The organism is Paeniglutamicibacter quisquiliarum (assembly GCF_019084045.1).
Lineage (GTDB): Bacteria > Actinomycetota > Actinomycetes > Actinomycetales > Micrococcaceae > Paeniglutamicibacter > Paeniglutamicibacter quisquiliarum.
On record NZ_JAHRED010000003.1, the window covers coordinates 38,941 to 59,420 of the forward strand.

The window sequence follows — 20,480 nt, forward strand, 5'->3', positions numbered from 1 at the left end:
CCTGTCGAAAGTTATATGCGTTTGCATTCATTATGGCTCAACTCCGGGCATGGCGCGGATATTCCCGGGGCAGGTGCGGGCACTGTGTCCAAACAGTCAAATGTGAGTTGTGCGGTCCGTGGATCAATGCACCATAAAGCGGCGGTATGGTGGTGGAAACAAGCGCAATCGACAGGAGGAAGCGTGTCTTCAGGTAAGGGGCCGGACACCGCCGCCCCGGCATCCCCGGGCGAGGATCCCAACCCGCAGGTCTCGAGCATTCGCCGCGTCCAGGCGCGGGAAATGGTCCACATCACCCAGGCCCTGAAGGACGCTGCCGCGCACGCGCAAAACGCCCCGAAGTTCCCCGCCATCGACGCGCCCGCCGCCGGCACGCCGGTTGTCGAACCGACGCCCACGAAACCCGTCGCCAAGCAAGAAGCTAAGCCCTCGGGTCGTCCGGCCGGCAAGCGACCAAGCGGCACCAAGCCGCCCAAGGCGCCGAAACCGGCCAAGCCCGCCAAGCGGCCCCGGCCCACCACCCTGGCCCAGGACGCCATCAACGCGAAGACCGGGCAGGTAGGCATCACGTCCAGCGGCGCGCCGGCCCTGCCGCCGCGCGCCAACCCCACCGCCAAGCGCATGATCTCGCGCTGGCTGGCCTCCGACACCCCGCCCACCCAGGCGTTCAACATCGTCGAGCGGCTCAAGGGGACCCCCTATGCCAACCCGAAGGTGAACGCTGCGCAGGATGCCTCGGCGCGCAAGACCCTGGAATTCGCACTTGACCTTGCCGAAACCATGTTCCGCTACGGTGCCGGTGCCCTGGAAGTGGAAACCAGTGTCATTGCCGTGACGGCCGCCCTCGGGCTGAGCTACACGGACGTGGACATCACCAACCAGTCGATCCACCTGAACTTCGCCCCGCCGGAGGGCGAGTCGTTTTCCATGCTGCGCGTGGTGCGGTCCTGGACCAACAACTTTGCCGGACTGGCGGAGGTCCACCGGCTGGTTTCCGACATCGTCTCCGGCGGCGTGACCCGGCAGCAGTCGGTGGACAGGTTGCGGGAGATCTCGCGTCGGCCCAAGCCCTTCCCGCGCTGGATGATCGCCTCGGCCTCCGGCGCCTTTGCCGCCCTCTTCGTGATCTTCATCGGCGGATCCCTGCCCGGGGCCGTCCTGGCTTTCGTCTCATCCCTGGCGGTCGGACAGATCATCAAGCACGCCGCACGCTGGCGGGTGCCGGAGTTCTTCTCGGTTGCCACCGCCAGCTTCGCCGTCACGGCCATTGCGGTGCTCTTCCACGCCCTGAACGCGCCCATGGACCCGGCGCTGGTAGTGGCAGGCGGCATCCTGCTGCTGTTGCCCTCGGCCAGGTTTGTCTCAGCCCTGCAAGATGCGATCAACGGGTTCCCTGTCACCGCGGCCGGACGGTTCTTCTCCGCCGCGCTGACGTATGCCGCGATCCTGACCGGCATCATGACGGCATTGGTGGGAGGCGAGCTGCTCGGCGCCCCGGAACTGGACGTGCGGGTCATCGACACGATTTCCTATCCCGGCTGGCTGCTGGCGGCCCTGGTGGTGGCGGCTGTCATCATGGGCGCGATCACCGAACAATCGGAGCCCAAGCTCCTGCTGCCCACCGGCGGAATCGCCCTGCTGGGCTACCTGATCCTGCTGGGCATCCAGGCACTGGGAGTGGGCGACAGGGCCGCGCCCGCGGTCGCGGCGACCTTCGTCGGCCTGGCCGGGCGCTGGGTGGCCTACAAGATGGGGGCCCCGCAGCTGGTGCTCGCCGCCCCCGCCATCGTGTTCCTGCTGCCCGGGCTGATGATCTTCCGGTCCATGTACGGGATCGTCTTCGAGATCGACGACATGAACTCGGCCATCGTGCAGATGTTCACGGCGTTCACCATCATGATGGCGATTGCCGGGGGCGTGGTCTTCGGCGACACCATCGCCCGCCCGCTGATCGGCGCCGAGGTGCTGGCCGAGCGCCGCAACATCCGCCGCCGCTAGGCCCTGGGCACCGCCAGCGGAAGCGCCCAGTCGATGGGGGCGCCGCCGGCCGCCACCAGCAATTCGTTGGCACGGGTAAAGGGCCTGGAGCCGAAGAAACCGTGCCGCGCCGAAAGCGGTGAGGGGTGGGCGGAGGCAATGATCGGGATTGGGCCCAGCGCCGGTGCCAGCGCCTGGGCGTCCTTTCCCCACAGGATCGCCGCCAGCGGGCCCCCGCGCGCGGCCAGGGCGGACATGGCGGCGTCGGTGACTGCCTCCCAGCCCAGCTTCCGGTGCGACCCCGCGGCGCCTGCACCCACCGTCAACACCCGGTTCAGCAGCACCACGCCCTGGTCGGCCCATGCGGAGAGGTCCCCGTGGGCCGGGATCGGCGCCCCGGTGTCCTCGTGCAGCTCAAGGTAGATGTTCTTCAGGCTGCGCGGCAGCGGGCGGACCTGCGGCAGCGCGGAAAAGCTCAGCCCCATGGAATGCCCCGGCGTGGGGTAGGGGTCCTGCCCCATGATCAGCACCCGGGCCTCGGACAGCGGGCGGCTGAAGGCCCGCAGGATGTCCGGGGGCGCAGGGAGGATGCGCTCGCCGGAGGAGCGCCTGCGCTCCAGCTCCCGCGCCAGGGACACCATGTTGCCTTCCACCGGCGCCAGCGCCTCTGCCCAGTCGGCAGCCACGTAGCCGCCCGCCACGGCCGCGGCGAGCCCGTGGCCGAAGGGGAAGGCGGTGGTGTCGGGTGTCGGCTCGGGGAGCTCGAAGAGGGGCGTTTCGCGGGTGTCCATGACATACATTGTGGGCAGATGCCCAGCCGGATGGGCAAACGGTTTGCGGGGGCGACACGTTAGAATAGTTACAGTTGGGGCAGATTGCCCGGTAGTTCGCCGTGAACCGGGGAACCGGATTGTTGAGGGAAGTGCAATGTCATCCGAGGCACTTGGGCTGGAGTTCGAGCTTGACGAATCCAGCGGTCTGGACGAGCGTTCCCAGCGGATTCTCGCGCTGGAACGCCAGTGGTGGAAGTACGCCGGAGCCAAGGAGCAAGCCATCTCGGAGCTGTTTTCCATCTCCCCGACCAACTACTACCAATTGCTGAACACGCTCATCGACACGGACGCGGCACTGGCCCATGACCCCATGCTGGTCAAGCGATTGCGTAGACTACGAACGACGAGGCATCGCGCTCGGTCGGCGAAACGGCTCGGATCCGAGGCATGATTGCAACGCACGTCTGGCGTTTCGGGGCCAGGCCGCACTTGTATTCCTGCACCCGCGCATGCCCACATTGCAAGCCACATCACCGAGGACGGGCATGACCAACTATCCGCGCGATGAATTTGATCGCGTCCCAGAGTTCAGCAACCGTAGCGGATCGCACCGCGAAAACGGCTGGGCTGCCGCCGCATCCGTGGGCGGGGCCCGATCCGGCTTGCGTTGGCTGATGGTTTTCGGGGCCATTGCCCTGGTCGTGGGACTCTTCTCCTTCATGGTCCTGCCCAAGTTCACGGGCACCCCAACCGATCCGGCATCCGTTGCCGCCAGCTCCTCGGACGCGCAGGAGGCCACGGCGTCTTCCGAGGCAGCGGAATCGCCTTCCGAGTCCGAATCGCCGTCCGAGGCCAGCGAAACGCCTGCCGAAAGCGAATCGGCCGAGCCCACCGAAGCAAGCTCCTCCGCCGAGTCCAGCGAAAGCCCCCTGCCGGAAGACGCTGACACCTCCATGGCCATGGGCGTCTACAACGGCGCGAAGGTCGGCGGCCTTGCCGGCAAGGCGCGTACCGAGCTGCAGAACGCCGGGTTCAGCAACGTCGCGGCTTCCAACTGGACCAAGAAGGTCACCTACTCCACGGTCTACTACCGCTCAGAGACCCACCGGGCCACCGCGGAGGCCGCGGCCGCGGAATTGGACATCACCTCGGTCATGCAGAGCGCAAACATCCCGGGCAATATCGCCATCGTGCTGGGAAGCAACTTCCGCTAGGGAGCGCAGCGCCGCAATACGCTTACGGCAAAGACCCACAGCTTGCACTCCGAGTGGTTGAGTGCCAAGATTTGTATTAGCACTCGCATGCCCCGACTGCTAATTCGATCGAAGATTCGACCGACTACGTGCGGCTTCGGGGCGGTGTTTGAGTGAGTCCTTGACCAGGGCAGCGAGAAGCTTTTGCGATCGTCCCATGACATCGTGGATTCTTCGTCCGTCGCGGGCGTTGCCTCAGGTCGTAGATACGCATGAACGTCCCGAAAGGACATAAGCCGCTATGGCCAAAATCATTGCATTTGATGAGGAAGCACGCCGCGGCCTTGAGCGCGGCCTGAACATCCTGGCTGACGCCGTCAAGGTCACCCTTGGCCCGCGTGGACGCAACGTCGTCCTGGAAAAGAAGTGGGGCGCCCCCACGATCACCAACGACGGTGTCTCCATTGCCAAGGAGATCGAGCTCGAGGATCCGTACGAGAAGATCGGTGCGGAACTCGTCAAGGAAGTTGCCAAGAAGACCGACGACGTCGCAGGCGACGGCACCACCACCGCCACCGTCCTGGCACAGGCATTGGTCAAGGAAGGCCTGCGCAACGTTGCCGCCGGCGCCGACCCGCTGTCCCTGAAGCGCGGCATCGAGAAGGCCGTCGAGGCCGTCACCGTTGAGCTCCTGGCCTCCGCCAAGGAAATCGAAACCAAGGAAGAGATCGCCGCCACCGCATCGATCTCCGCCGGCGACAACGAAATCGGCGCCCTGATCGCCGAGGCACTGGACAAGGTCGGCAAGGAAGGTGTCATCACCGTCGAGGAGTCGAACACCTTCGGCCTCGAGCTTGAGCTCACCGAGGGCATGCGCTTCGACAAGGGCTACATCTCGGCCTACTTCGTCACCGACAACGAGCGCCAGGAAACGGTCCTTGAGGATCCGTACATCCTGATCGTCAACTCGAAGATCACCAACGTCAAGGACATGGTTTCGATCCTTGAGAAGGTCATGCAGTCCAACAAGCCGCTGCTGATCATCGCCGAGGACATCGAGGGCGAAGCCCTTGCCACCCTGATCGTGAACAAGATCCGTGGCCTGTTCAAGTCCGTCGCCGTCAAGGCACCGGGCTTCGGCGACCGCCGCAAGGCCATGCTGGCCGACATCGCCATCCTCACCGGTGGCCAGGTCATCTCCGAGGAAATCGGCCTGAAGCTCGAAAACGCCACCATCGACCTGCTGGGCTCCGCCCGCAAGGTCGTTGTCACCAAGGACGAGACCACCATCGTCGAGGGTGCCGGCGACGCCGAGGAGATCGCCGGTCGCGTGAACCAGATTCGCGCCGAGATCGAGAACTCCGATTCGGACTACGACCGCGAGAAGCTGCAGGAACGCCTGGCCAAGCTGGCCGGCGGCGTTGCAGTCATCAAGGCCGGTGCCGCTACCGAGGTCGAGCTCAAGGAACGCAAGCACCGCATCGAAGATGCAGTGCGCAACGCCAAGGCCGCCGTCGAGGAAGGCATCGTCGCCGGTGGCGGCGTGGCCCTCATCCAGGCCGGCGCTGCTGCATTCGCCAAGCTGGAACTCGTTGGCGACGAGGCAACCGGTGCGAACATCGTTCGCGTTGCCATCGAAGCTCCGCTGAAGCAGATCGCCTTCAACGCCGGCATGGAGCCGGGCGTTGTCGCCGACAAGGTCAAGAGCCTGCCTGCAGGTCACGGCCTGAACGCAGCCACCGGCGTGTACGAGGACCTCCTCGCCGCCGGCGTGAACGACCCTGTAAAGGTTACGCGCTCTGCCCTGCAGAACGCCGCTTCCATCGCCGGCCTGTTCCTGACCACCGAAGCCGTTGTCGCTGACAAGCCGGTTCCGGCAGGCGCAGCAGCACCGGGTGGCGACGACATGGGTGGCATGGGCGGCATGGGCGGATTCTAATCCCCCCTGCCTACCGCGCCTGCCTGCGTTAGCAGCATCTGGCTAATACCGTGAGCCGCTTTCCCGCGGTGCACCGTTCCTCCCCACGGGAGGACGGTACACCGCCCGGGAAGGCGGCTTGCCGCTTTAACAAGGAAGCGACGGGAAAACGGACGCCGCGAAAACGCCCTGCTCCCGGTGCACGGCGCGCCGGAATAGGATGGGGCCATGCCGGAAATCCAAGAGCCGCTGGCCGGCGGGAATGCCGCGGGGGAAGTACTGCGCATCGGCATGACCGTGCGCAAGCCCTGGCTTGAAAGCACGCCCTCGGTACAGAGGTTCATGGCCCACCTCCGCGAGCAGGGTCTCACCGACGTCCCGCTGCCGTTGGGCAAGGACGCCCAGGGCCGGCAGGTTACGGAATTTGCCCCCGGGACACCGGCGCCTCATGACAGGCCCCTGCCGTTGGAGGTCCTGGAGGAGGTCGGGCGCCGGATCCGCCGGATCCACGACACCGCCGAAAGCTTCGAACGGAACCCGGACGATTCCTGGTCCACCGTGATCCCGGTTCCCCACGCGAACCTGATCTGCCACAACGACCTCGCCCCGTGGAACCTGGTTGCCGGGGAGCGCCTGGCCTTCATCGACTGGGACGGCGCGGGTCCGAGTACCCGGCTTTGGGATCTGGCCTATGCGGCACAGTCGTTTGCCTTCCTCGTCGCCGGTGAGGATCCGGGGAGGGCGGCGGCGCGACTGCGGGTGCTTGTTCTCGACGGCTACCGGGCCGACGCCGATCTGCGCGCCCGATTGCCCGGTGCCCTGGGGGAGCGCACCATGGCCATGTACGATTTCCTCCACGAGGCCCACCGCAGGGACATTCGGCCGTGGGCCGGAATGTTCGTCGACGGGCATGGCCGCCATTGGGCGGGTGCCGCGCGGTTCGTGCGGGAAAACGAACCGCTCTGGGCGTCAACGCTTGGGGGAAACGGGGCCGGGCAGCGACCGCGGACTACTGCGCCGGGGCGTCAAGTTCCCTGAGCTCGGCCGACAGGTTGGCCCGCGCCGCATCTTCCCAGAGCGCCCGCCCTCGTTCGCTGGAGAACAGGGAACCGCCGTCGAGCAGCCCGCGCAGGATGGCGGAGCGCCCGCGGGCAAAGTCGGCGTCGGGCACGTGGGCGTATTCGCGGCGGACCGCGGCGGTGTACCGCCTGTAGGCAGCGGGGGGCCGGGCCAGGACCTCCAGGTCCGCATCGCAGAGCAGGGCACCGGCAGCATCGCCGGGTTCGGGCTTGTGCGTCTTGGTGAGCAGGACGAGGCGCCTGACCTCGCCCGCCACGGGAGCGGCGATGCCGTGGCCGGGCAGGAGCGCTGTGGCCAGCGCCGCCGAATCCTCTTCATCCGTTGCCGCGCCGCGATACACGGCATCGTGGAACCACGCCGCCAGGTATACCGGCAGGTGCGCCCCTCCGGCCGCCGTCCCGCCGGTCAGGGTGTCCAGGGCCGTCAACACCGCCAGCAGGTGCGCCCGGTCGTGGTAGACGCGCTGCTCTTGGCTCCAACATTCCAGCAGCTCACGGCCCAGCTCCGGGGCACCGAGCCCCAGAGCGTCCCAGCGGGCGAGCAACACCGTGTCCAGGCGTTCGGGCCGTTCCCTGGCGCGCACCCGCAGCCCCGAGGCTATGAGCCGGCGCACCAGCTCGGTGGCGGGGAGCGGGACGGCGCCAGCCGCGACCAGATCGTCGTGGCGCTTTTGCGGCACGTCGTAGTGGTCCCGGTCGAAGGCGCGCTCGGGCAGGCCCTGGTCCCGGGCAAAGTCGTGCAATTCTTCAAGCGATGCATCGGAGACCAGATGCGAGAAGAACGTTCCGTGGGCCGGCCAGGACGGGGGATCAATGAGGATGGACACGTCCCCAGACTAATACGCGCGTGCATCGCGCCCCGGCGACTGGCCGCCCCAGGAGGTCAGTACGTGAAGAGGGACGCGTTGGCGGCCTCGGCCTCGTCGTATTGCACCGAGGCCCGGTTCAGTGCGGTTCCGATGGAGGCCAGCGACTCCTCCACCCGTGCCTGGGTGTTGCGCCAGTCGGCCACCACGGACTGGAAATTGGCCGAGGCCGCTCCTTGCCAGGTGCCCTGCAGGTCCTGCAGCGAGGAGGTCAACGAGTTCACCTCCGCCCGGACGCGCTCGATGGTGGCATGCAGGTTCATGGACCGGGCCTGCATTTCGTTGGTGTTGGCGGCAAAGGTGCTCATGATGGGCTTCACTCCCGTGCAATGGCGAATTGGCACCGGTCCGCGGGCGACAATCCCGCACAGGGCCCGGAGGGAAGCGCGCTTTGGTTGGATGCGTGCCTCCGTTTTCAGGCTAGGGCACGCACCCCCGCCGCGGTCCGGGGGCCGCAACGGGGTGTGGACAACGCCAGGCGGAGGATCAGTCCTCGTCCTCGTCCGGCTCGTCCTCGGGCTTGACGTAGGGCAGGTGGATCGACAGGGTGGCCCCGCCGCCCGGGGTGTCGCTGAGCCGGATGGAACCGTCATGCTGCGCGGCGATCGCCGCGACGATGGCCAGCCCCAGCCCGGTCCCGCCGGTCTCGCGCTGCCGCGAGGAATCGGCGCGGTAGAACCGCTCGAACACCCGCCCCGCGTCCTCCTCGGAAATGCCCGGGCCGTGGTCGCGGATTTCCAGCACCGCGTCGGACCTCCCGTCGATCACGGGCTTGACGCCGACGGCGATCTCGATGTCGCTGCCCTCGGGGGTGTATCGCAGTGCGTTGGTCATCAGGTTGGCCACGACCTGCCGCAGCCTGGCCTCGTCCCCGGAAGTGGGTGCAGGCTGCGGGGCCCCGCCGTCCAGGCCGATCAGGCGGACCTTGCGGTCCACGGCATTGACCCGGGTGTCCTCGGCTGCGTCCCCGGCCAGCAGGAGCAGGTCGATGGGCTTGCGCTCCAGCGGGCGCTGCTCGTCCAGCCTCGCCAGGGTCAGCAGGTCCTCCACCAGCTGGGCCATGCGCTTGGACTCGGCCTCGATGCGCCCCATCGCGGTGCGCAGCATCTCCGGGTCGTTGAGCCCGCCCTGCCGGTAGAACTCGGAATACCCCTGGATGGTCACCAGCGGGGTGCGCAGCTCGTGGGAAGCGTCCTGGATGAAGCGGCGCATCTTGCGCTCCGAGGCCGCCCGCCCGCGGAAGGCGTGCTCGATGTGCGCCAGCATCGCGTTCAGCGAGCGCGAGAGCCGCCCGACCTCGGTTTCCGGCGGGTAGTCCTCCACGCGGCGGGAGAGGTCCCCGGCGGCAATGGCCGCCGCAGTGCGTTCGACGCGCAGCAGCGGCAGCAGCGCCCGGGTGGTGATTCCGTAGGCGATCATCGACATCAGCAACGTGGCAAGCATGCCGGTGGACATCACCAGCATCGTGGCCTTGGTGACGGTGTCCTGCACCGAGGTCATCGGCAGCGCATAGATCAAGTCGTAATCGGTGCGCGGCAGATCCACGATGCGCACCCGCCACCCGGCCGAACCGAGGTTGGTGCCGCGCACCGAGATCGAGGCGGCCGGGTCCTCCCGCATCCGCGCGATTTCCCCGGCGTCGACGGCCGGGGCATCCAGCGGCTTGTTGTCCGTGGCGGCCTTGCGCGGCATGGTGTAGAGGATCTCGCCGGACTCGTTGCGCAGGTCCCCGTAGAAGCGCGCGAGCCCGTTGGACTTGGGGTTGATCTCGGCGATGCCCGCATAGTCGTTGAGCATGGTGGCGGTGATGGTCGCGCTGTTGGACTTCAGGTCCGTGTCCAGCTGGGCGGTGAGCATCAACCGCAGCGACTGGGCCGAGCCGACGGCGGTGACCACGATCCCCACGATCATCAGGGAGCTCATGAGCGCCACGAGCTTGGTCCGCAACGACACCTGTCGCCAGAATCTGCGGGCACTTTCCACGTGGGGAACCGGCCTTTCGTCTTAGCGGCGGTCGGCAGTCCGCATGAGGTAGCCGACACCGCGCTTGGTCTGGATCAGCGAGGGCCATTCGGCTCGGGAGTCGATCTTGCGGCGCAGGTAGGAAATGTAGGACTCCACGATCGAGGCGTCCCCATTGAAGTCGTATTCCCACACATGGTCAAGGATTTGCGCCTTGGAGAGCACCCGGTTGGGGTTCATCATCAGGTAGCGCAGCAGCTTGAACTCGGTGGGGGAGAGCTCGATGACCTCGCCGGAGCGGCGGACCTCGTGAGCGTCGTCGTCCAGTTCGAGGTCGTCCACGCGAATGATGGCGCTGTCCTCCTCGGCCGGCTGGGTGCGGCGCAGCACCGCGCGGATGCGGGCCACGACCTCGTCGAGGCTGAAGGGCTTGGTGACGTAGTCGTCCCCGCCGACGGTCAGTCCGGTGACCTTGTCCTCGGTGTCGTCGCGGGCGGTGAGGAAGAGCACCGGGAAGTGCTTGCCTGCGGCGCGCAGCCGGCGGGTGATGGTGAAACCGTCCATGTCCGGGAGCATCACGTCGAGCACGGCCAGGTCGGGGGTGTCGGCTTCCACCGCGGCCAGGGCTTCGCGCCCGTTGGCCGCCGCAACCACCTCGAAGCCCGCGAAACGCAGGGAGGTGGAAAGCAATTCACGGATGTTTGGTTCGTCGTCGACGACCAGGAGCTTTGCTTCGGGGGTTTTGGCATTCATGGTTACCAGTCTGCAACCGCTATCTGTAAGAATCCTGTGTGTTTCTTGTGTGCGCAAGGGTTCCCGGCCCGGCGAACGCCCCCAAGATGCCCGGAGTCCGCAGGGCGTTACGTGGGATTCCGGGACATGTGGACTAGCGGGAACGGCGACGTTGGCGGAAGTTCAGCACCAGGATCACCATGAGCAGGATGAATGCCAGCGGCAGTCCATAGAGCGACACGGCAATCAGCGCCGGGGCCGGGGCCAGCTGCATGGCGTACTGGACGAGAATGACGGCCAGGGCGGCGAGCGAGATGATGGCAACGCCGCCGGCCAGGAAGGTCAGGATGCGCTGGGATGCTGGGGTGTCGGCGGTGGTGTTCACCCCTTAAAACTACCGCGCACCTGCGAAACAGCCACATTGGGGCCCCGCCCCCGCGGATGGGAAGGGGCAAAGCCGCTGATGTCGTACCCTAGAAGATATAGACTTCCCCGGACGCATGAGCCCGCCCGCAAGCCCCCTTCGGGGGACGGGCTGCGTGGTTTCGCGCCGGGAGATCGCCAGAAATGGGAACGCGGAACTTTCTTGACCCCCGTCGTTGCCCATTGAGACGCAAGAACGAGGTAGTTAGACGTGCCAACCGGCAAAGTGAAATGGTACGAACCCTCCAAGGGGTTCGGGTTCCTGGTAACCGACGAAGGCCAGGAAGTGTATCTGAACGCCTCGGCGCTGCCCGCGGGCACGACCGAGCTGCGTGCAGGTACCCGCATGGAATTTGGCGTCGCCGAGGGCCGCAAGGGAGCGCAGGCCCTGAGCGTGCGCATCATTGATGACGCGCCCTCCGTGGCCCGTGCCAAGCGCAAGCCGGCCGAGGACACCGCAGTGCTGATCGAGGACCTCATCAAGGTGCTCGACTCGGTCTCCAACGGACTGCGCAGGGGCCGTTACCCAGAAAAAGCCCAGGGTGCCAAGGTCGCAGCTGTGCTGCGCGCCGTAGCCGACGATTTGGATGCCTGATCACATGGCCCGCAAAGCAATACTCGACACGACACTGGCAAAGGCCGTTGAGCCCGCACGCAAGGCGTTGCTGGAAATCACGGACGACGCCAGCATTGGTGAATACATCGATGCCGTCAACGACGGCGAACGCCTGGTGACCCACCGCTTCGAGGCGCTGCTCCCCGGCTACGAGGGCTGGAGCTGGTTTGCCACGCTGACCCGTGTCCCGCGCGCCCAGGCCAAGGACCTGACGGTGTGCGAGGTCGGGATCCTTCCCGGCGAAGACGCGCTTCTGGCGCCGGCCTGGGTGCCGTGGGCCGAGAGGGTTCGCCCGGAGGAGATGGACGCCGAGCGCCGCGCCGCCGAGGAGGCCGCGGCCGCGGCCGAAGGCACTGGTGTCGATGCCGACGCCGAGGCCCACGGGGCGTCCAACCCGGCCGCCGCGGACGGAGAGACCCCGGAAGGCGAACAGGAGTCAGCGGCAGCGGTGGACGAAGCCACCGCGGACGTGGCGGCCGTCGAGTCGGATGCCGACTCCAAGTAGATGAATAAGCAACCAGGGGATTGATCTCCTGGAGCGCCTCAGGAAACGGGCGGCGGTCACCAGATCGCCGCCCGTTTCCTTTGCCGTATCGCCGGCAGCCTCCGGCCGAAAAAGAGGGCGCCGACCTGACGCGGGATCATTCCCGCGTCAGGTCGGCGCCCTCTATGTTCCCGGAGGAAGCTAGCTGTTCTTCAGTACGTACTCGATGCACTTGAGCAGGGCGGAGACGTCGTCGGGCTCAATTGCCACGAAGGTCGCCACGCGCAGCTGGTTGCGGCCGAGCTTGCGGTACGGCTCCACATCCACCACGCCGTTGGCGCGCAGTGTCTTGGCCACCGCCGCGGCATCGATCGAATCGTCGAAGTCGATGGTGGCGATGACGTTGGAACGTTCCTCGGGAGCGGCGACGTAGGGGGTAGCCACATCGGAGGCCTCTGCCCAGTCGTAGATGCGGGAAGCGGAGTCGGCCGTGCGGGCGGCGGCGAACTTCAGGCCGCCGTTGCCGTTGAGCCACTGCAACTGGGCATTGAGCGAGACCAGGGTGGAGAGTGCCGGGGTGTTGTAGGTCTGGTTCAGGCGCGAGTTGTCGATCGCCGTCTTCAGGTTCAGGAAGTCGGGGATCCAACGGCCGGAAGCGGCGATCTCCTCTGCCCGGGCGATGGCCGCGGGGGAGAAGAGAGCAATCCACAGGCCGCCGTCGGAGGCGAAGTTCTTCTGCGGGGCGAAGTAGTAAACATCGGCCTGCGAGACGTCGACGTCCAGGCCGCCGGCGGCGGACGTTGCGTCAATGAGGACCAGTGATCCCTCGTCGGCCCCTTCGACGCGGTGCACCGGTGCTGCGACGCCCGTGGAGGTCTCGTTTTGGGGCCAAGCGTATACATCCACGCCGGTTTCGGCCACGGGGACGGGACGGGTCCCTGGCTCGGAGACGATGATCGTGGACGGTTCCAGGAACGGGGCCTTGTTGGTCGCGGCGGCGAATTTCGAACCGAACTCGCCGAAGGACAGGTGCTGGGCCTTGTTGCGGACCAGGCCGAAGGCGGCGATGTCCCAGAAGGCGGTGGAGCCGCCCACGCCCAGGACCACTTCGTAGTCGGAGGGGGCGTTGAAGAAGGTCTTGAGTCCCTCTTGGATGTCGCGAACCAGGTTCTTCACCGGGGCCTGGCGGTGGGATGTTCCCAGGAGCTGCGTGCCCGCGTCGAGGAGCGCCTGTACCTGTTCGGGGCGGACCTTGGAGGGTCCTGCGCCGAATCGGCCGTCCACGGGCAAAAGGTCTTGGGGAATAGTCACGCCGGTGCTCATGTTGCTCCTCATAAGGGGGTTTTACGCTTTGGACACTTCCGCTGCCGCAATCCGATGCGCATTGAGGGTGCCCAGTGCTTCAATAATCCCGCACCGGAGGGCCCAATGTGTAATAGCGAGACGCCAATGTGAACGCGGGTAGAGTGGAAAGCGTAGTGAACTCTTGTAACAATCAACCCATGCGGGAGCTGCAAACGTGTCAGATTTGATCGATACCACCGAAATGTACCTGCGCACCATTCTGGAACTCCAGGAGGAGGGCATCGTTGCCTTGCGCGCACGTATTGCCGAACGACTTGGGCATTCCGGGCCCACGGTTTCGCAAACGGTGGCCCGCATGGAACGCGACGGCCTGGTCGTGGTGACCACCGACCGCCACCTTGAACTGACCGAGCATGGCGCCGACGTTGCCACCGGCGTGATGCGCAAGCACCGCCTGGCCGAGCGCCTGCTGGCCGATGTCATCGGCCTGGAATGGGAGTACGTCCACGAGGAAGCCTGCCGCTGGGAGCACGTGATGAGCGAGCGCGTGGAGCAGCGGCTGTACAAGCTGCTCGGTGCGCCCGAGTCCTCGCCCTATGGAAACCCGATCCCCGGACTGGAGACCCTGGGCGGTCCGGGACTGGCGGAAATCTCGGTAGGTGTCCAAAGTCTCGATTCGGCCCTTGTCGACGGAAACCTCGGCCCGGTCCGGGTGGAGCGCCTTGCCGAAACCATCCAGGTCGAACCCGAGCTGCTGGTGCAACTCGATGAGGGCGGCATCCGCCCGGGGGCCCTAGTCACCCTCGAACGGGCCGGCGATTACGTGGTCGTTCGGGTGCAGGGGATCGAGGGCGCGCTGGAGCTTCCGACCGAAGTCAGCGCCCATGTGTTTGTCCGCCGCATGGATTGATAACGGAATTGTAACTTTGGCATAAATCCCGGTAGTGTCTTACGTTGGGTTGCACTTAGGTAATCCAGTCCCGATCCGATTCGCATAACCCTACCGGCGGATCGCGGAGTCAGAATTCCCGGTAGGGGCGGAGGACCCAATCAACCGTTCCTGGTCTTCGACCATGGATCTTGGGGTGAAGCTGAGTCCGCCTTGGTGGGCTCTGCCGAGTTGATCTCATGACTCGAATCCGACAGCTAACTTCGCAGGCGATATATGAGAGGTTGACATTTGACTCAGCAGCACACTGCCGGTCGCCGACGTGCGTCCGGTCCCGTTGATGCTTCGCCTGCTGAAGGCTCAATAGAGCAGATCGTGGACACCGCCCTGAGCGGTGAAACTACTTCCCGACGTGCCGGTCGACGCGCCCTGAGCGTGGTCCCGGATTCCGTTGAGGCCCAGGATGCCACGCAGTACACCGGCCGCCGCTTTGCGGCCGGCCTGCGTTACGGCGCATCCCCGGACGCGGCAGCCATTGCCGCAACCGAAATTCCCGTCGCCCTGGCTGCGCCCGCCGCACCGATTGCCGCTCCGGCCGAAGCCGACGAGCTGGATGACGTCCTGAAGCTCGCGCCCCGGCCGCAACGCCCCCGCATCGGGTTCACGCACAAGCTTGCCGCAGTCGCCGCAGTGTCCGGCCTTGCATTCGCTGCCGCCTCACCCGCGAAGGATGCCGAGACGGCAACCGCGGGCACCGAGCGCGTCGCCCAGTCCGTCGTGGTTGACGTCAAGGCCCCGGCCGACGATCAGGTGAAAATCGAGCGAGCCTCGCTGACCAGTGAATTCACCGAGGAAGACAAGCTGGCAACAATCATGACCGCTGCCGGTGGAGATGTCACCAAGATCGCTGCCGGCGGGGTCTTGGCCCAGCCGGTGGACAACATTCGCCTGACCTCGCGCTTCGGATTCCGCAAGAATCCAACGGGCCCGGGCTTCATGAACCACAATGGCCTGGACTACGCCGTGCCGATGGGCACCCCGATCAAGGCCAGCGCCGCCGGCACCGTGGTGCAGGCCGCCTGGGCCGGCCACTCCGGTTTCCGCGTGGAGATCGACCACGGCAACGGCTTGCACACCAGCTACAACCACAACTCGGCCCTGAAGGTCTCAGTGGGACAAAAGGTCAAGCGCGGCGATGTCGTCTCCCTGAGTGGCAGCACGGGCAATTCAACGGGCCCCCACCTGCACCTTGAGGTCATCGTCAACGGCAAGTGGGTCAACCCCGAGGGCTGGTTATAACGGCAATTGTCACCGTTCCGTGATCAGAACGTGACTTTTGGATTCGCTTCATATATTCTAAGTAAGTGATCAGGGAACAACCCTGCTCACCGCCGCGGGAAGTGCCGAGCACTGCCAGCCCACGGTGTCCGTTCAAAACTCGTTTGGCAGTGGCGGGGGACCCACTTTCGGTTTCCACACCAGGAAGCCTTGGGGTTAAGTGGTTCGGCCTGGCGGCCGGATTGCCGAGTGACTCCCACTCGAACCCGACAGCTCACCTCGCAGGCATCAGGAGAGGCATTACTACGTGACTACACGTCAAGCATTGGGCCGCCACCGCGCGACCCCGGTTCGGACCAACCCACTCGAATCCATCTCGAAGGCTGTTGCCTCGAATGCTGGATCCGTTGGCCGCCAGGCAGCAGTCATTGCAGCCGCATCCGGCCTGGTACTGACTTTGGGCGTTCCGGCCCAGGGCGATGTTTCCCGCGAAGCAAGCGCGGTTCCCGTTGAAGGCCTCTCCGCAGAGCGCGTAGCCGTCAAGGCCGTTTCGGTCTCGGCTTCCAAGGCCAAGGACCTGAACATCGAGCGCGCGGCGTTCACCTCCAAGCCAGCACCGGCTCCGGTCGTCATCGCCGTGGCCAATGAGGTCTCGACTCGCTCCAACAACACCGCCCCGGAGACCCGTTCCAGCAACAGCTCGGACGCCTTCGCACCGGTCACGCGCTCGAACCGCGATAGCGCTCCGGCGGCCTCGGCCCCGAAGCCCAAGAGCGAATCGATGAACACCGCCAACCTCTCGGGCATCGCGGCTACAGCGGCCAAGTACGTCGGCGTCCCCTACGTATGGGGCGGCAACACCCCGTCGGGCTGGGATTGCTCCGGCTTCGTCAAGTATGTCTACGCACAGCACGGCATCAACATCGCCCGCGGCACCTCGGCAATCCGCGCCTCCGGCCAGTTCGTGCGCACCAGCTCCCCGAAGCCGGGCGACCTGGTCTTCCAGAACGGTGGCGGCCACGTCGGCATCTACCTCGGTGGCGGCAAGATGATCGGTGCACAGAACCCGACCGTCGACACCATGCTCCACGACGTCTCCCGCAACCCCCTCTACGGTTACTACACCCTCAAGGGCTAAGTTCAAGCGTTCCAAGGCCCCCGGGTGATCCGCAAGGATCGAGCGGGGGCCTTGTTGTTTAAAACGGCAATCCCGATGGAGCAATACCCCGGATGGGTATATGGTTGGTGATGTGAAAATGTTGCAATCAGGCTCCGCATCGTGGTCAGGGCGACCTTGGGTTCGCTCGCTCCTGCTGTGCATATTCTTTCTGGGCCTGTTTTCCATGCACGTCCTGGGCGCGGCCTGGGGCTCCGCTTCCGGACACGAAGGTCGCGACGGGAGTCATTCAAGTGGCACTCACGTCACAGTCTCCGTCGATCCCGGTGCGGGCCCCGAAAGTCTGACCACGATCCAGGCCCCGGGGCACATCGAAGTGGTGGGGCTTGGCGAATGCACCGTCGCCGGGGCGTGTGCCTTGTGTCTGTTGCTGGCCTTCAGGCTCGCCCGGCCCGTACCGGGAGCCAAGGTGTCTCGCGCCTGGCCCCTGAGCCGGTTCCTCGGGGTGCTCCCGCGGATGGACTATATCCCCGCCGGCCCCTCGCCATTGCGGCTCGGCATCAGCCGAAGATGAGAGGTCCGGACGCACCGGACCAGATTTCTCATCCATACGCAAGGAAAAGCCGTTGAAGAATACCAAGACCACATTGTCGATTTCCGCTGCCTTCCTGGCAGGATCCGTACTGCTGGCTGGCTGCGCGACTGCCGGAACGGAGCACACCGGCACGGATCACGCGGCGGGGACGGAAGCCTCCCGGCAGGCGCCTGTCGAGGCGCACAACAGCGCCGACACGATGTTCGCGCAAATGATGATCCCGCACCACGAACAGGCGGTGGAGATGAGCGAGATCATGCTGGACAAGGCCTCAGTGAGCCCGGAACTTGCCAAGCTGGCCACCCAGATCAAGGATGCGCAGGCACCGGAAATCTCGTTGATGGAATCCTGGTTGACTGCTTGGGGAGAATCCCGAACCGTGGACCATGGCATGGCGATGGACGGAATGCTCGGCGAGGCGGAGCTCGACTCGCTTAAGTCCGCCCGCGGAGGCCAGTCAGAGGAACTCTTCCTTCAGCAAATGATCGAGCACCACCTGGGAGCTACAAAAATGGCCGAAGAGGCCCTGGCCTCCGGCAAGAACTCGAAGGTCCTCGACCTGTCGCGCGCGATCATCACCACACAGAACGCCGAGATCAGCCACATGCGCGAAATGCTGAAGAAGTAGGCGGGAGCCACGGCCGTGAAGTTGCTCCCCATTAACAAATCCATGATCCTGCCGCTGTCGCTGTTAGGGGCATTGGTGCTGGGCGGCTGCGCAGTCGCGCCACAATCCCAGGGCGCAACCGCCGGCAACAGCCTCAACCCGGCGGCCGCGCCGGGCGAGGCGGCCGTCACGGTCGAGGGTTATCCCCGCGCCCATGTCCACGGCATTGCAGCCATCGGTGACAACAAGGTCCTTCTTGCCACCCATGAGGGACTGTATGACGTGTCGGTCAGCCCGGCCAGGCGCATCGGTCCCCTCGTCGACTGGATGGGATTCAGCCTCGGAGCCAACGAATTCTATGCCTCCGGACACCCCGGCCCGGGAACCGACCTGGAAAATCCGTTGGGACTGATGCGGTCCACCGATGGCGGCGAGACCTGGGACACCCTCTCGCGCTCCGGGATCTCGGACTTCCACGCGCTCACGGTGTCCAGGAATGCCATCATCGGTTTTGACGGAGCGTTGCGCTCCACCGCGGACGGCAAAAACTGGCAGGATCGCGACCCCCGGATCCGGCCGGCAACCCTGGCTGCAGACCCGAGCGGGACCACCGTGCTGGCAACCACCGAACAGGGCATCTGGCGTTCCACCGACGACGGGCAGTCCTTCTCCGAGCCGAACCCCGGCGCGCCCGTGCTGCAGTACGTGGCGTTGGCCGGGCAGACAGCCGTGGGCTTCACCCCGGACAACGTCGCGTGGACCAGCACCGACGGTGGAGTGAACTGGAGCGAGGGCGCACGGGCCGCGGGGATGGTTGACGCGGTCGCGCTGGGCAGAGGAGGAAAAGACATCTGGGTCTCAAGTTCCGCCGGTGTCGAGTATTCGACCAACGCCGCCAAGGGTTTCACGGTTCACTTTACGTCCGGCCGGTGACCTATGTTCCTCTGGCGCGGGGCCCGACCCCGCGCCGGAGGGCGGGGCCGGGCATCCTTCGCCCGCCACATGTGCAGGTGGTGTACGGCGGGAAAAATTATGGTGGCAATTTCAACTGGTTTACACCAAAAACGCGCAAAACGGCGGTTTCTTGTTTTAGGCTAGGGCTCAGGAGCCAAAGCCGAGTGCCGCGTGCGCCACCGTGAGGGATTTCCGTCGTGGACGGGTCCCTCTGTTGCGCCGGGTCAGGATCTAAGGATGCGCGCATGCGAACCCTAGTACTGAATGCAGGATTTGAACCGCTGGCGGTCATCACCTTCCGCCGGGCACTTCTCCTTGTCCTCACCGGCAAGGCCACCGTCCTTGCCGATGACGACCGCGACCCGGTCGTCGGAGTGAACCAGGTGATGCCCCGGCCCACTGTGATCCTGCTGAATCGGTACATTCGTCTTCCCTACCGCAACTCCATCAACGTCTCACGCCGCGGGGTGCTGCGCCGCGACGGACACCGCTGCGGCTATTGCGGGCGCAGCGCCAACACGATCGACCACATCATGCCGCGGAGCCGCGGCGGGGAGGATTCGTGGGAGAATCTAGTAGCGGCATGCCAGGGCTGCAACAGCGCCAAGGGAGACCGGACGCTTGCACAGCTGGGCTGGAAGCTGCGGTTCGCCCCGAGCCGACCGCGAGGCGCCCAATGGTTCATCACCGAACTTGAGCGCCCCGCAGAAGCCTGGAGTCCTTTCTTACGGAGTGCAGCATGAAATTCGATGCGATCATCGTGGCCGGCGGCCGCGGATCCCGCCTGGGCGGGGTCAGCAAACCCCTTTTGGAGCACCGCGGCGAGACGCTGCTCGAACATTCCCTGAATGCCGTCCGCGACGCCCAGGCGATCGCGGTGGTCGGCGCCCACGCGTTGGCCGAAGCCGTCACCCGGTACATGGATACCGCACCGGATTTCCAGCGCGTGGTCATCACCCGCGAATACCCCACCTTTGCGGGTCCCGCGGCGGCGGTCGCCGCCGGGCGGGCCGCCCTGGACGACGGCCCCGACGACGAGAACGCCCAGCGCCAGAATCAGGCCTCCGAGCTGACCTTGGTGCTGGCCTCTGACCTGTTGGACCCCGGTCCGGTCGTGGTCGCGCTGCTTGCCGCCACCGAGAACCCCGCCGCGGGCATCGAGGCATGGGTGCCGCAGGATGCCTCCGGCGTGCTCCAGACGCTTTCCTGCGCCATTCTCACCCCTTCGCTCCGCCGAGCGATCGACCTGGCCGCCGAGCCCCGCGGAAGTCTCGAAAATGCATCAATGATGCGTCTGCTTGCTACAGTGCAGATGGAGCGCCTGAAGCTTCCCGACGCGGACTTCAGCGACATCGACACGCCCGGGGATGCCGGGCGGCACGGGATAGCGGTGGCCAACGGCCACTAACAAGGAGATTGCACAATGCCTGCAGCGGAACTCGAGGAATGGGTCAGGGAACTTTTGGCGGCCTTTGAACTCACCGACACCCAGGTCGACATCGACCAGGTGCTTTCGCTTGCAGGGGTTGCGGCACACACCATCGTTCGTCCTGCTGCACCGCTGACCACCTACCTGGCCGGCTACGCGGCCGGCCTTGCCGTCGGCAGCGCCCGGTCGGGCGAAAAGCCCGCCATGGACGCGGCCGATTCGCTTGCCCGAGCGGTCCTTGCCGCGCGCACGCCCTCCTCCGACAACGCCTAGCAAAGACACC

The 20,480-nt window shown here is 65.8% G+C and carries 22 protein-coding genes and 2 riboswitches; of the genes, 15 read left to right on the forward strand and 7 right to left on the reverse strand.

What is annotated here, in order from left to right; all coding sequences use genetic code 11:
- The first annotated feature begins 183 nt into the window (after positions 1–183).
- On the forward strand, positions 184–1,998 hold the full coding sequence (locus KRR55_RS06870; RefSeq protein ID WP_217388339.1) for a threonine/serine exporter family protein: 1,815 nt from the start codon (positions 184–186) through the stop codon (positions 1,996–1,998).
- Here KRR55_RS06870 and KRR55_RS06875 read toward each other — a convergent pair.
- Complete coding sequence (locus tag KRR55_RS06875) at positions 1,995–2,768, reverse strand: uracil-DNA glycosylase (protein WP_217388340.1); 774 nt, start codon at positions 2,766–2,768, stop codon at positions 1,995–1,997. The two genes, KRR55_RS06870 and KRR55_RS06875, sit on opposite strands and share 4 nt — an antisense overlap.
- 136 nt (positions 2,769–2,904) lie before the next feature.
- Between KRR55_RS06875 and KRR55_RS06880 the strand changes: the two genes are divergently transcribed.
- The 4 genes from KRR55_RS06880 to KRR55_RS06895 all read left to right on the forward strand — a co-directional run bounded on the left by KRR55_RS06880 (position 2,905) and on the right by KRR55_RS06895 (position 6,899).
- The gene (locus KRR55_RS06880; RefSeq protein ID WP_217388341.1) at positions 2,905–3,201 is read left to right on the forward strand and encodes a DUF3263 domain-containing protein; all 297 of its coding nucleotides are present in this window, start codon (positions 2,905–2,907) and stop codon (positions 3,199–3,201) included.
- A gap of 94 nt (positions 3,202–3,295) precedes the next feature.
- Complete coding sequence (locus tag KRR55_RS06885; protein ID WP_217388342.1) at positions 3,296–3,964, forward strand: LytR C-terminal domain-containing protein; 669 nt, start codon at positions 3,296–3,298, stop codon at positions 3,962–3,964.
- A gap of 280 nt (positions 3,965–4,244) precedes the next feature.
- Positions 4,245–5,882, forward strand: a complete 1,638-nt coding sequence (gene groL / locus KRR55_RS06890; RefSeq protein ID WP_217388343.1) for a chaperonin GroEL — start codon at positions 4,245–4,247, stop codon at positions 5,880–5,882.
- A 207-nt stretch (positions 5,883–6,089) separates the two neighbouring features.
- Positions 6,090–6,899 carry a phosphotransferase gene (locus KRR55_RS06895; RefSeq protein ID WP_217388344.1) on the forward strand — a complete coding sequence of 270 codons (810 nt, stop codon included), beginning with the start codon at positions 6,090–6,092 and terminating at the stop codon, positions 6,897–6,899.
- Here KRR55_RS06895 and KRR55_RS06900 read toward each other — a convergent pair.
- The 5 genes from KRR55_RS06900 to KRR55_RS06920 all read right to left on the reverse strand — a co-directional run bounded on the left by KRR55_RS06900 (position 6,871) and on the right by KRR55_RS06920 (position 10,885).
- A complete protein-coding gene (locus KRR55_RS06900) occupies positions 6,871–7,767 on the reverse strand; it encodes a DUF4031 domain-containing protein (protein ID WP_217388345.1) in 897 nt (298 codons plus the stop codon). The genes KRR55_RS06895 and KRR55_RS06900 overlap by 29 nt on opposite strands.
- 56 nt (positions 7,768–7,823) lie before the next feature.
- The gene (locus KRR55_RS06905) at positions 7,824–8,114 is read right to left on the reverse strand and encodes a WXG100 family type VII secretion target (protein ID WP_217388346.1); all 291 of its coding nucleotides are present in this window, start codon (positions 8,112–8,114) and stop codon (positions 7,824–7,826) included.
- Positions 8,115–8,292: 178 nt separating this feature from the next.
- Positions 8,293–9,729, reverse strand: a complete 1,437-nt coding sequence (locus KRR55_RS06910; protein WP_254455984.1) for a sensor histidine kinase — start codon at positions 9,727–9,729, stop codon at positions 8,293–8,295.
- Between the two features lie 81 nt (positions 9,730–9,810).
- Positions 9,811–10,521: a response regulator transcription factor gene (locus tag KRR55_RS06915; protein WP_217388348.1), complete on the reverse strand. Its 711-nt coding sequence runs from the start codon at positions 10,519–10,521 to the stop codon at positions 9,811–9,813.
- Positions 10,522–10,654: 133 nt separating this feature from the next.
- Positions 10,655–10,885, reverse strand: a complete 231-nt coding sequence (locus KRR55_RS06920; protein ID WP_217388349.1) for a hypothetical protein — start codon at positions 10,883–10,885, stop codon at positions 10,655–10,657.
- 249 nt (positions 10,886–11,134) lie between these two features.
- Here KRR55_RS06920 and KRR55_RS06925 point away from each other — a divergent pair, with 249 nt between their 5' ends.
- Together KRR55_RS06925 and KRR55_RS06930 are read left to right on the forward strand one after the other, a co-directional pair.
- Positions 11,135–11,518: a cold-shock protein gene (locus tag KRR55_RS06925; protein ID WP_217388350.1), complete on the forward strand. Its 384-nt coding sequence runs from the start codon at positions 11,135–11,137 to the stop codon at positions 11,516–11,518.
- Positions 11,519–11,522: 4 nt separating this feature from the next.
- Positions 11,523–12,044 (forward strand): DUF3027 domain-containing protein, encoded by a 522-nt coding sequence (locus tag KRR55_RS06930; RefSeq protein ID WP_217388351.1) that lies wholly within the window; start codon positions 11,523–11,525, stop codon positions 12,042–12,044.
- A 180-nt stretch (positions 12,045–12,224) separates the two neighbouring features.
- On the opposite strand, the gene serC is transcribed toward KRR55_RS06930, so the two are convergent.
- Positions 12,225–13,346 (reverse strand): phosphoserine transaminase, encoded by a 1,122-nt coding sequence (serC, locus tag KRR55_RS06935; protein ID WP_217388352.1) that lies wholly within the window; start codon positions 13,344–13,346, stop codon positions 12,225–12,227.
- Between the two features lie 196 nt (positions 13,347–13,542).
- On the opposite strand from serC, the gene KRR55_RS06940 reads away from it, so the two are divergent.
- From KRR55_RS06940 to KRR55_RS06975, 8 genes are all read left to right on the forward strand, one after another.
- A complete protein-coding gene (locus KRR55_RS06940; RefSeq protein ID WP_217388353.1) occupies positions 13,543–14,238 on the forward strand; it encodes a metal-dependent transcriptional regulator in 696 nt (231 codons plus the stop codon).
- A 92-nt stretch (positions 14,239–14,330) separates the two neighbouring features.
- Positions 14,331–14,505: riboswitch (cyclic di-AMP (ydaO/yuaA leader) on the forward strand.
- A gap of 87 nt (positions 14,506–14,592) precedes the next feature.
- Complete coding sequence (locus KRR55_RS20645) at positions 14,593–15,516, forward strand: M23 family metallopeptidase (protein WP_336245056.1); 924 nt, start codon at positions 14,593–14,595, stop codon at positions 15,514–15,516.
- Positions 15,517–15,635: 119 nt separating this feature from the next.
- Positions 15,636–15,797: riboswitch (cyclic di-AMP (ydaO/yuaA leader) on the forward strand.
- Between the two features lie 5 nt (positions 15,798–15,802).
- Entirely contained in the window at positions 15,803–16,633 is an 831-nt protein-coding gene (locus KRR55_RS06950) for a C40 family peptidase (RefSeq protein ID WP_217388354.1), read from the forward strand.
- A gap of 605 nt (positions 16,634–17,238) precedes the next feature.
- A complete protein-coding gene (locus tag KRR55_RS06955) occupies positions 17,239–17,835 on the forward strand; it encodes a DUF305 domain-containing protein (RefSeq protein ID WP_254455951.1) in 597 nt (198 codons plus the stop codon).
- Between the two features lie 15 nt (positions 17,836–17,850).
- Complete coding sequence (locus tag KRR55_RS06960) at positions 17,851–18,747, forward strand: F510_1955 family glycosylhydrolase (protein WP_217388355.1); 897 nt, start codon at positions 17,851–17,853, stop codon at positions 18,745–18,747.
- Positions 18,748–19,013: 266 nt separating this feature from the next.
- On the forward strand, positions 19,014–19,511 hold the full coding sequence (locus tag KRR55_RS06965; protein WP_217388356.1) for an HNH endonuclease: 498 nt from the start codon (positions 19,014–19,016) through the stop codon (positions 19,509–19,511).
- Positions 19,508–20,176, forward strand: a complete 669-nt coding sequence (gene mobA / locus KRR55_RS06970) for a molybdenum cofactor guanylyltransferase (RefSeq protein ID WP_217388357.1) — start codon at positions 19,508–19,510, stop codon at positions 20,174–20,176. Before KRR55_RS06965 ends, mobA begins: the two co-directional genes overlap by 4 nt.
- 15 nt (positions 20,177–20,191) lie before the next feature.
- Entirely contained in the window at positions 20,192–20,470 is a 279-nt protein-coding gene (locus tag KRR55_RS06975) for a DUF6457 domain-containing protein (protein ID WP_217388358.1), read from the forward strand.
- The last annotated feature ends 10 nt before the right edge of the window (positions 20,471–20,480 follow it).

What these genes read in the sequence shown, in the direction of transcription:
- KRR55_RS06930 (WP_217388351.1), top strand. Translation starts at nt 11,523, where the DNA reads ATGGCCCGCAAAGCAATACTCGACACGACACTGGCAAAGGCCGTTGAG.
- serC (WP_217388352.1), bottom strand. Translation starts at nt 13,346, where the DNA reads ATGAGCACCGGCGTGACTATTCCCCAAGACCTTTTGCCCGTGGACGGC.
- KRR55_RS06915 (WP_217388348.1), bottom strand. Translation starts at nt 10,521, where the DNA reads ATGAATGCCAAAACCCCCGAAGCAAAGCTCCTGGTCGTCGACGACGAA.
- KRR55_RS06965 (WP_217388356.1), top strand. Translation starts at nt 19,014, where the DNA reads ATGCGAACCCTAGTACTGAATGCAGGATTTGAACCGCTGGCGGTCATC.
- KRR55_RS06885 (WP_217388342.1), top strand. Translation starts at nt 3,296, where the DNA reads ATGACCAACTATCCGCGCGATGAATTTGATCGCGTCCCAGAGTTCAGC.
- KRR55_RS06910 (WP_254455984.1), bottom strand. Translation starts at nt 9,729, where the DNA reads ATGAGCTCCCTGATGATCGTGGGGATCGTGGTCACCGCCGTCGGCTCG.
- KRR55_RS06975 (WP_217388358.1), top strand. Translation starts at nt 20,192, where the DNA reads ATGCCTGCAGCGGAACTCGAGGAATGGGTCAGGGAACTTTTGGCGGCC.
- groL (WP_217388343.1), top strand. Translation starts at nt 4,245, where the DNA reads ATGGCCAAAATCATTGCATTTGATGAGGAAGCACGCCGCGGCCTTGAG.
- KRR55_RS06880 (WP_217388341.1), top strand. Translation starts at nt 2,905, where the DNA reads ATGTCATCCGAGGCACTTGGGCTGGAGTTCGAGCTTGACGAATCCAGC.
- KRR55_RS06895 (WP_217388344.1), top strand. Translation starts at nt 6,090, where the DNA reads ATGCCGGAAATCCAAGAGCCGCTGGCCGGCGGGAATGCCGCGGGGGAA.
- mobA (WP_217388357.1), top strand. Translation starts at nt 19,508, where the DNA reads ATGAAATTCGATGCGATCATCGTGGCCGGCGGCCGCGGATCCCGCCTG.
- KRR55_RS06875 (WP_217388340.1), bottom strand. Translation starts at nt 2,768, where the DNA reads ATGGACACCCGCGAAACGCCCCTCTTCGAGCTCCCCGAGCCGACACCC.
- KRR55_RS06905 (WP_217388346.1), bottom strand. Translation starts at nt 8,114, where the DNA reads ATGAGCACCTTTGCCGCCAACACCAACGAAATGCAGGCCCGGTCCATG.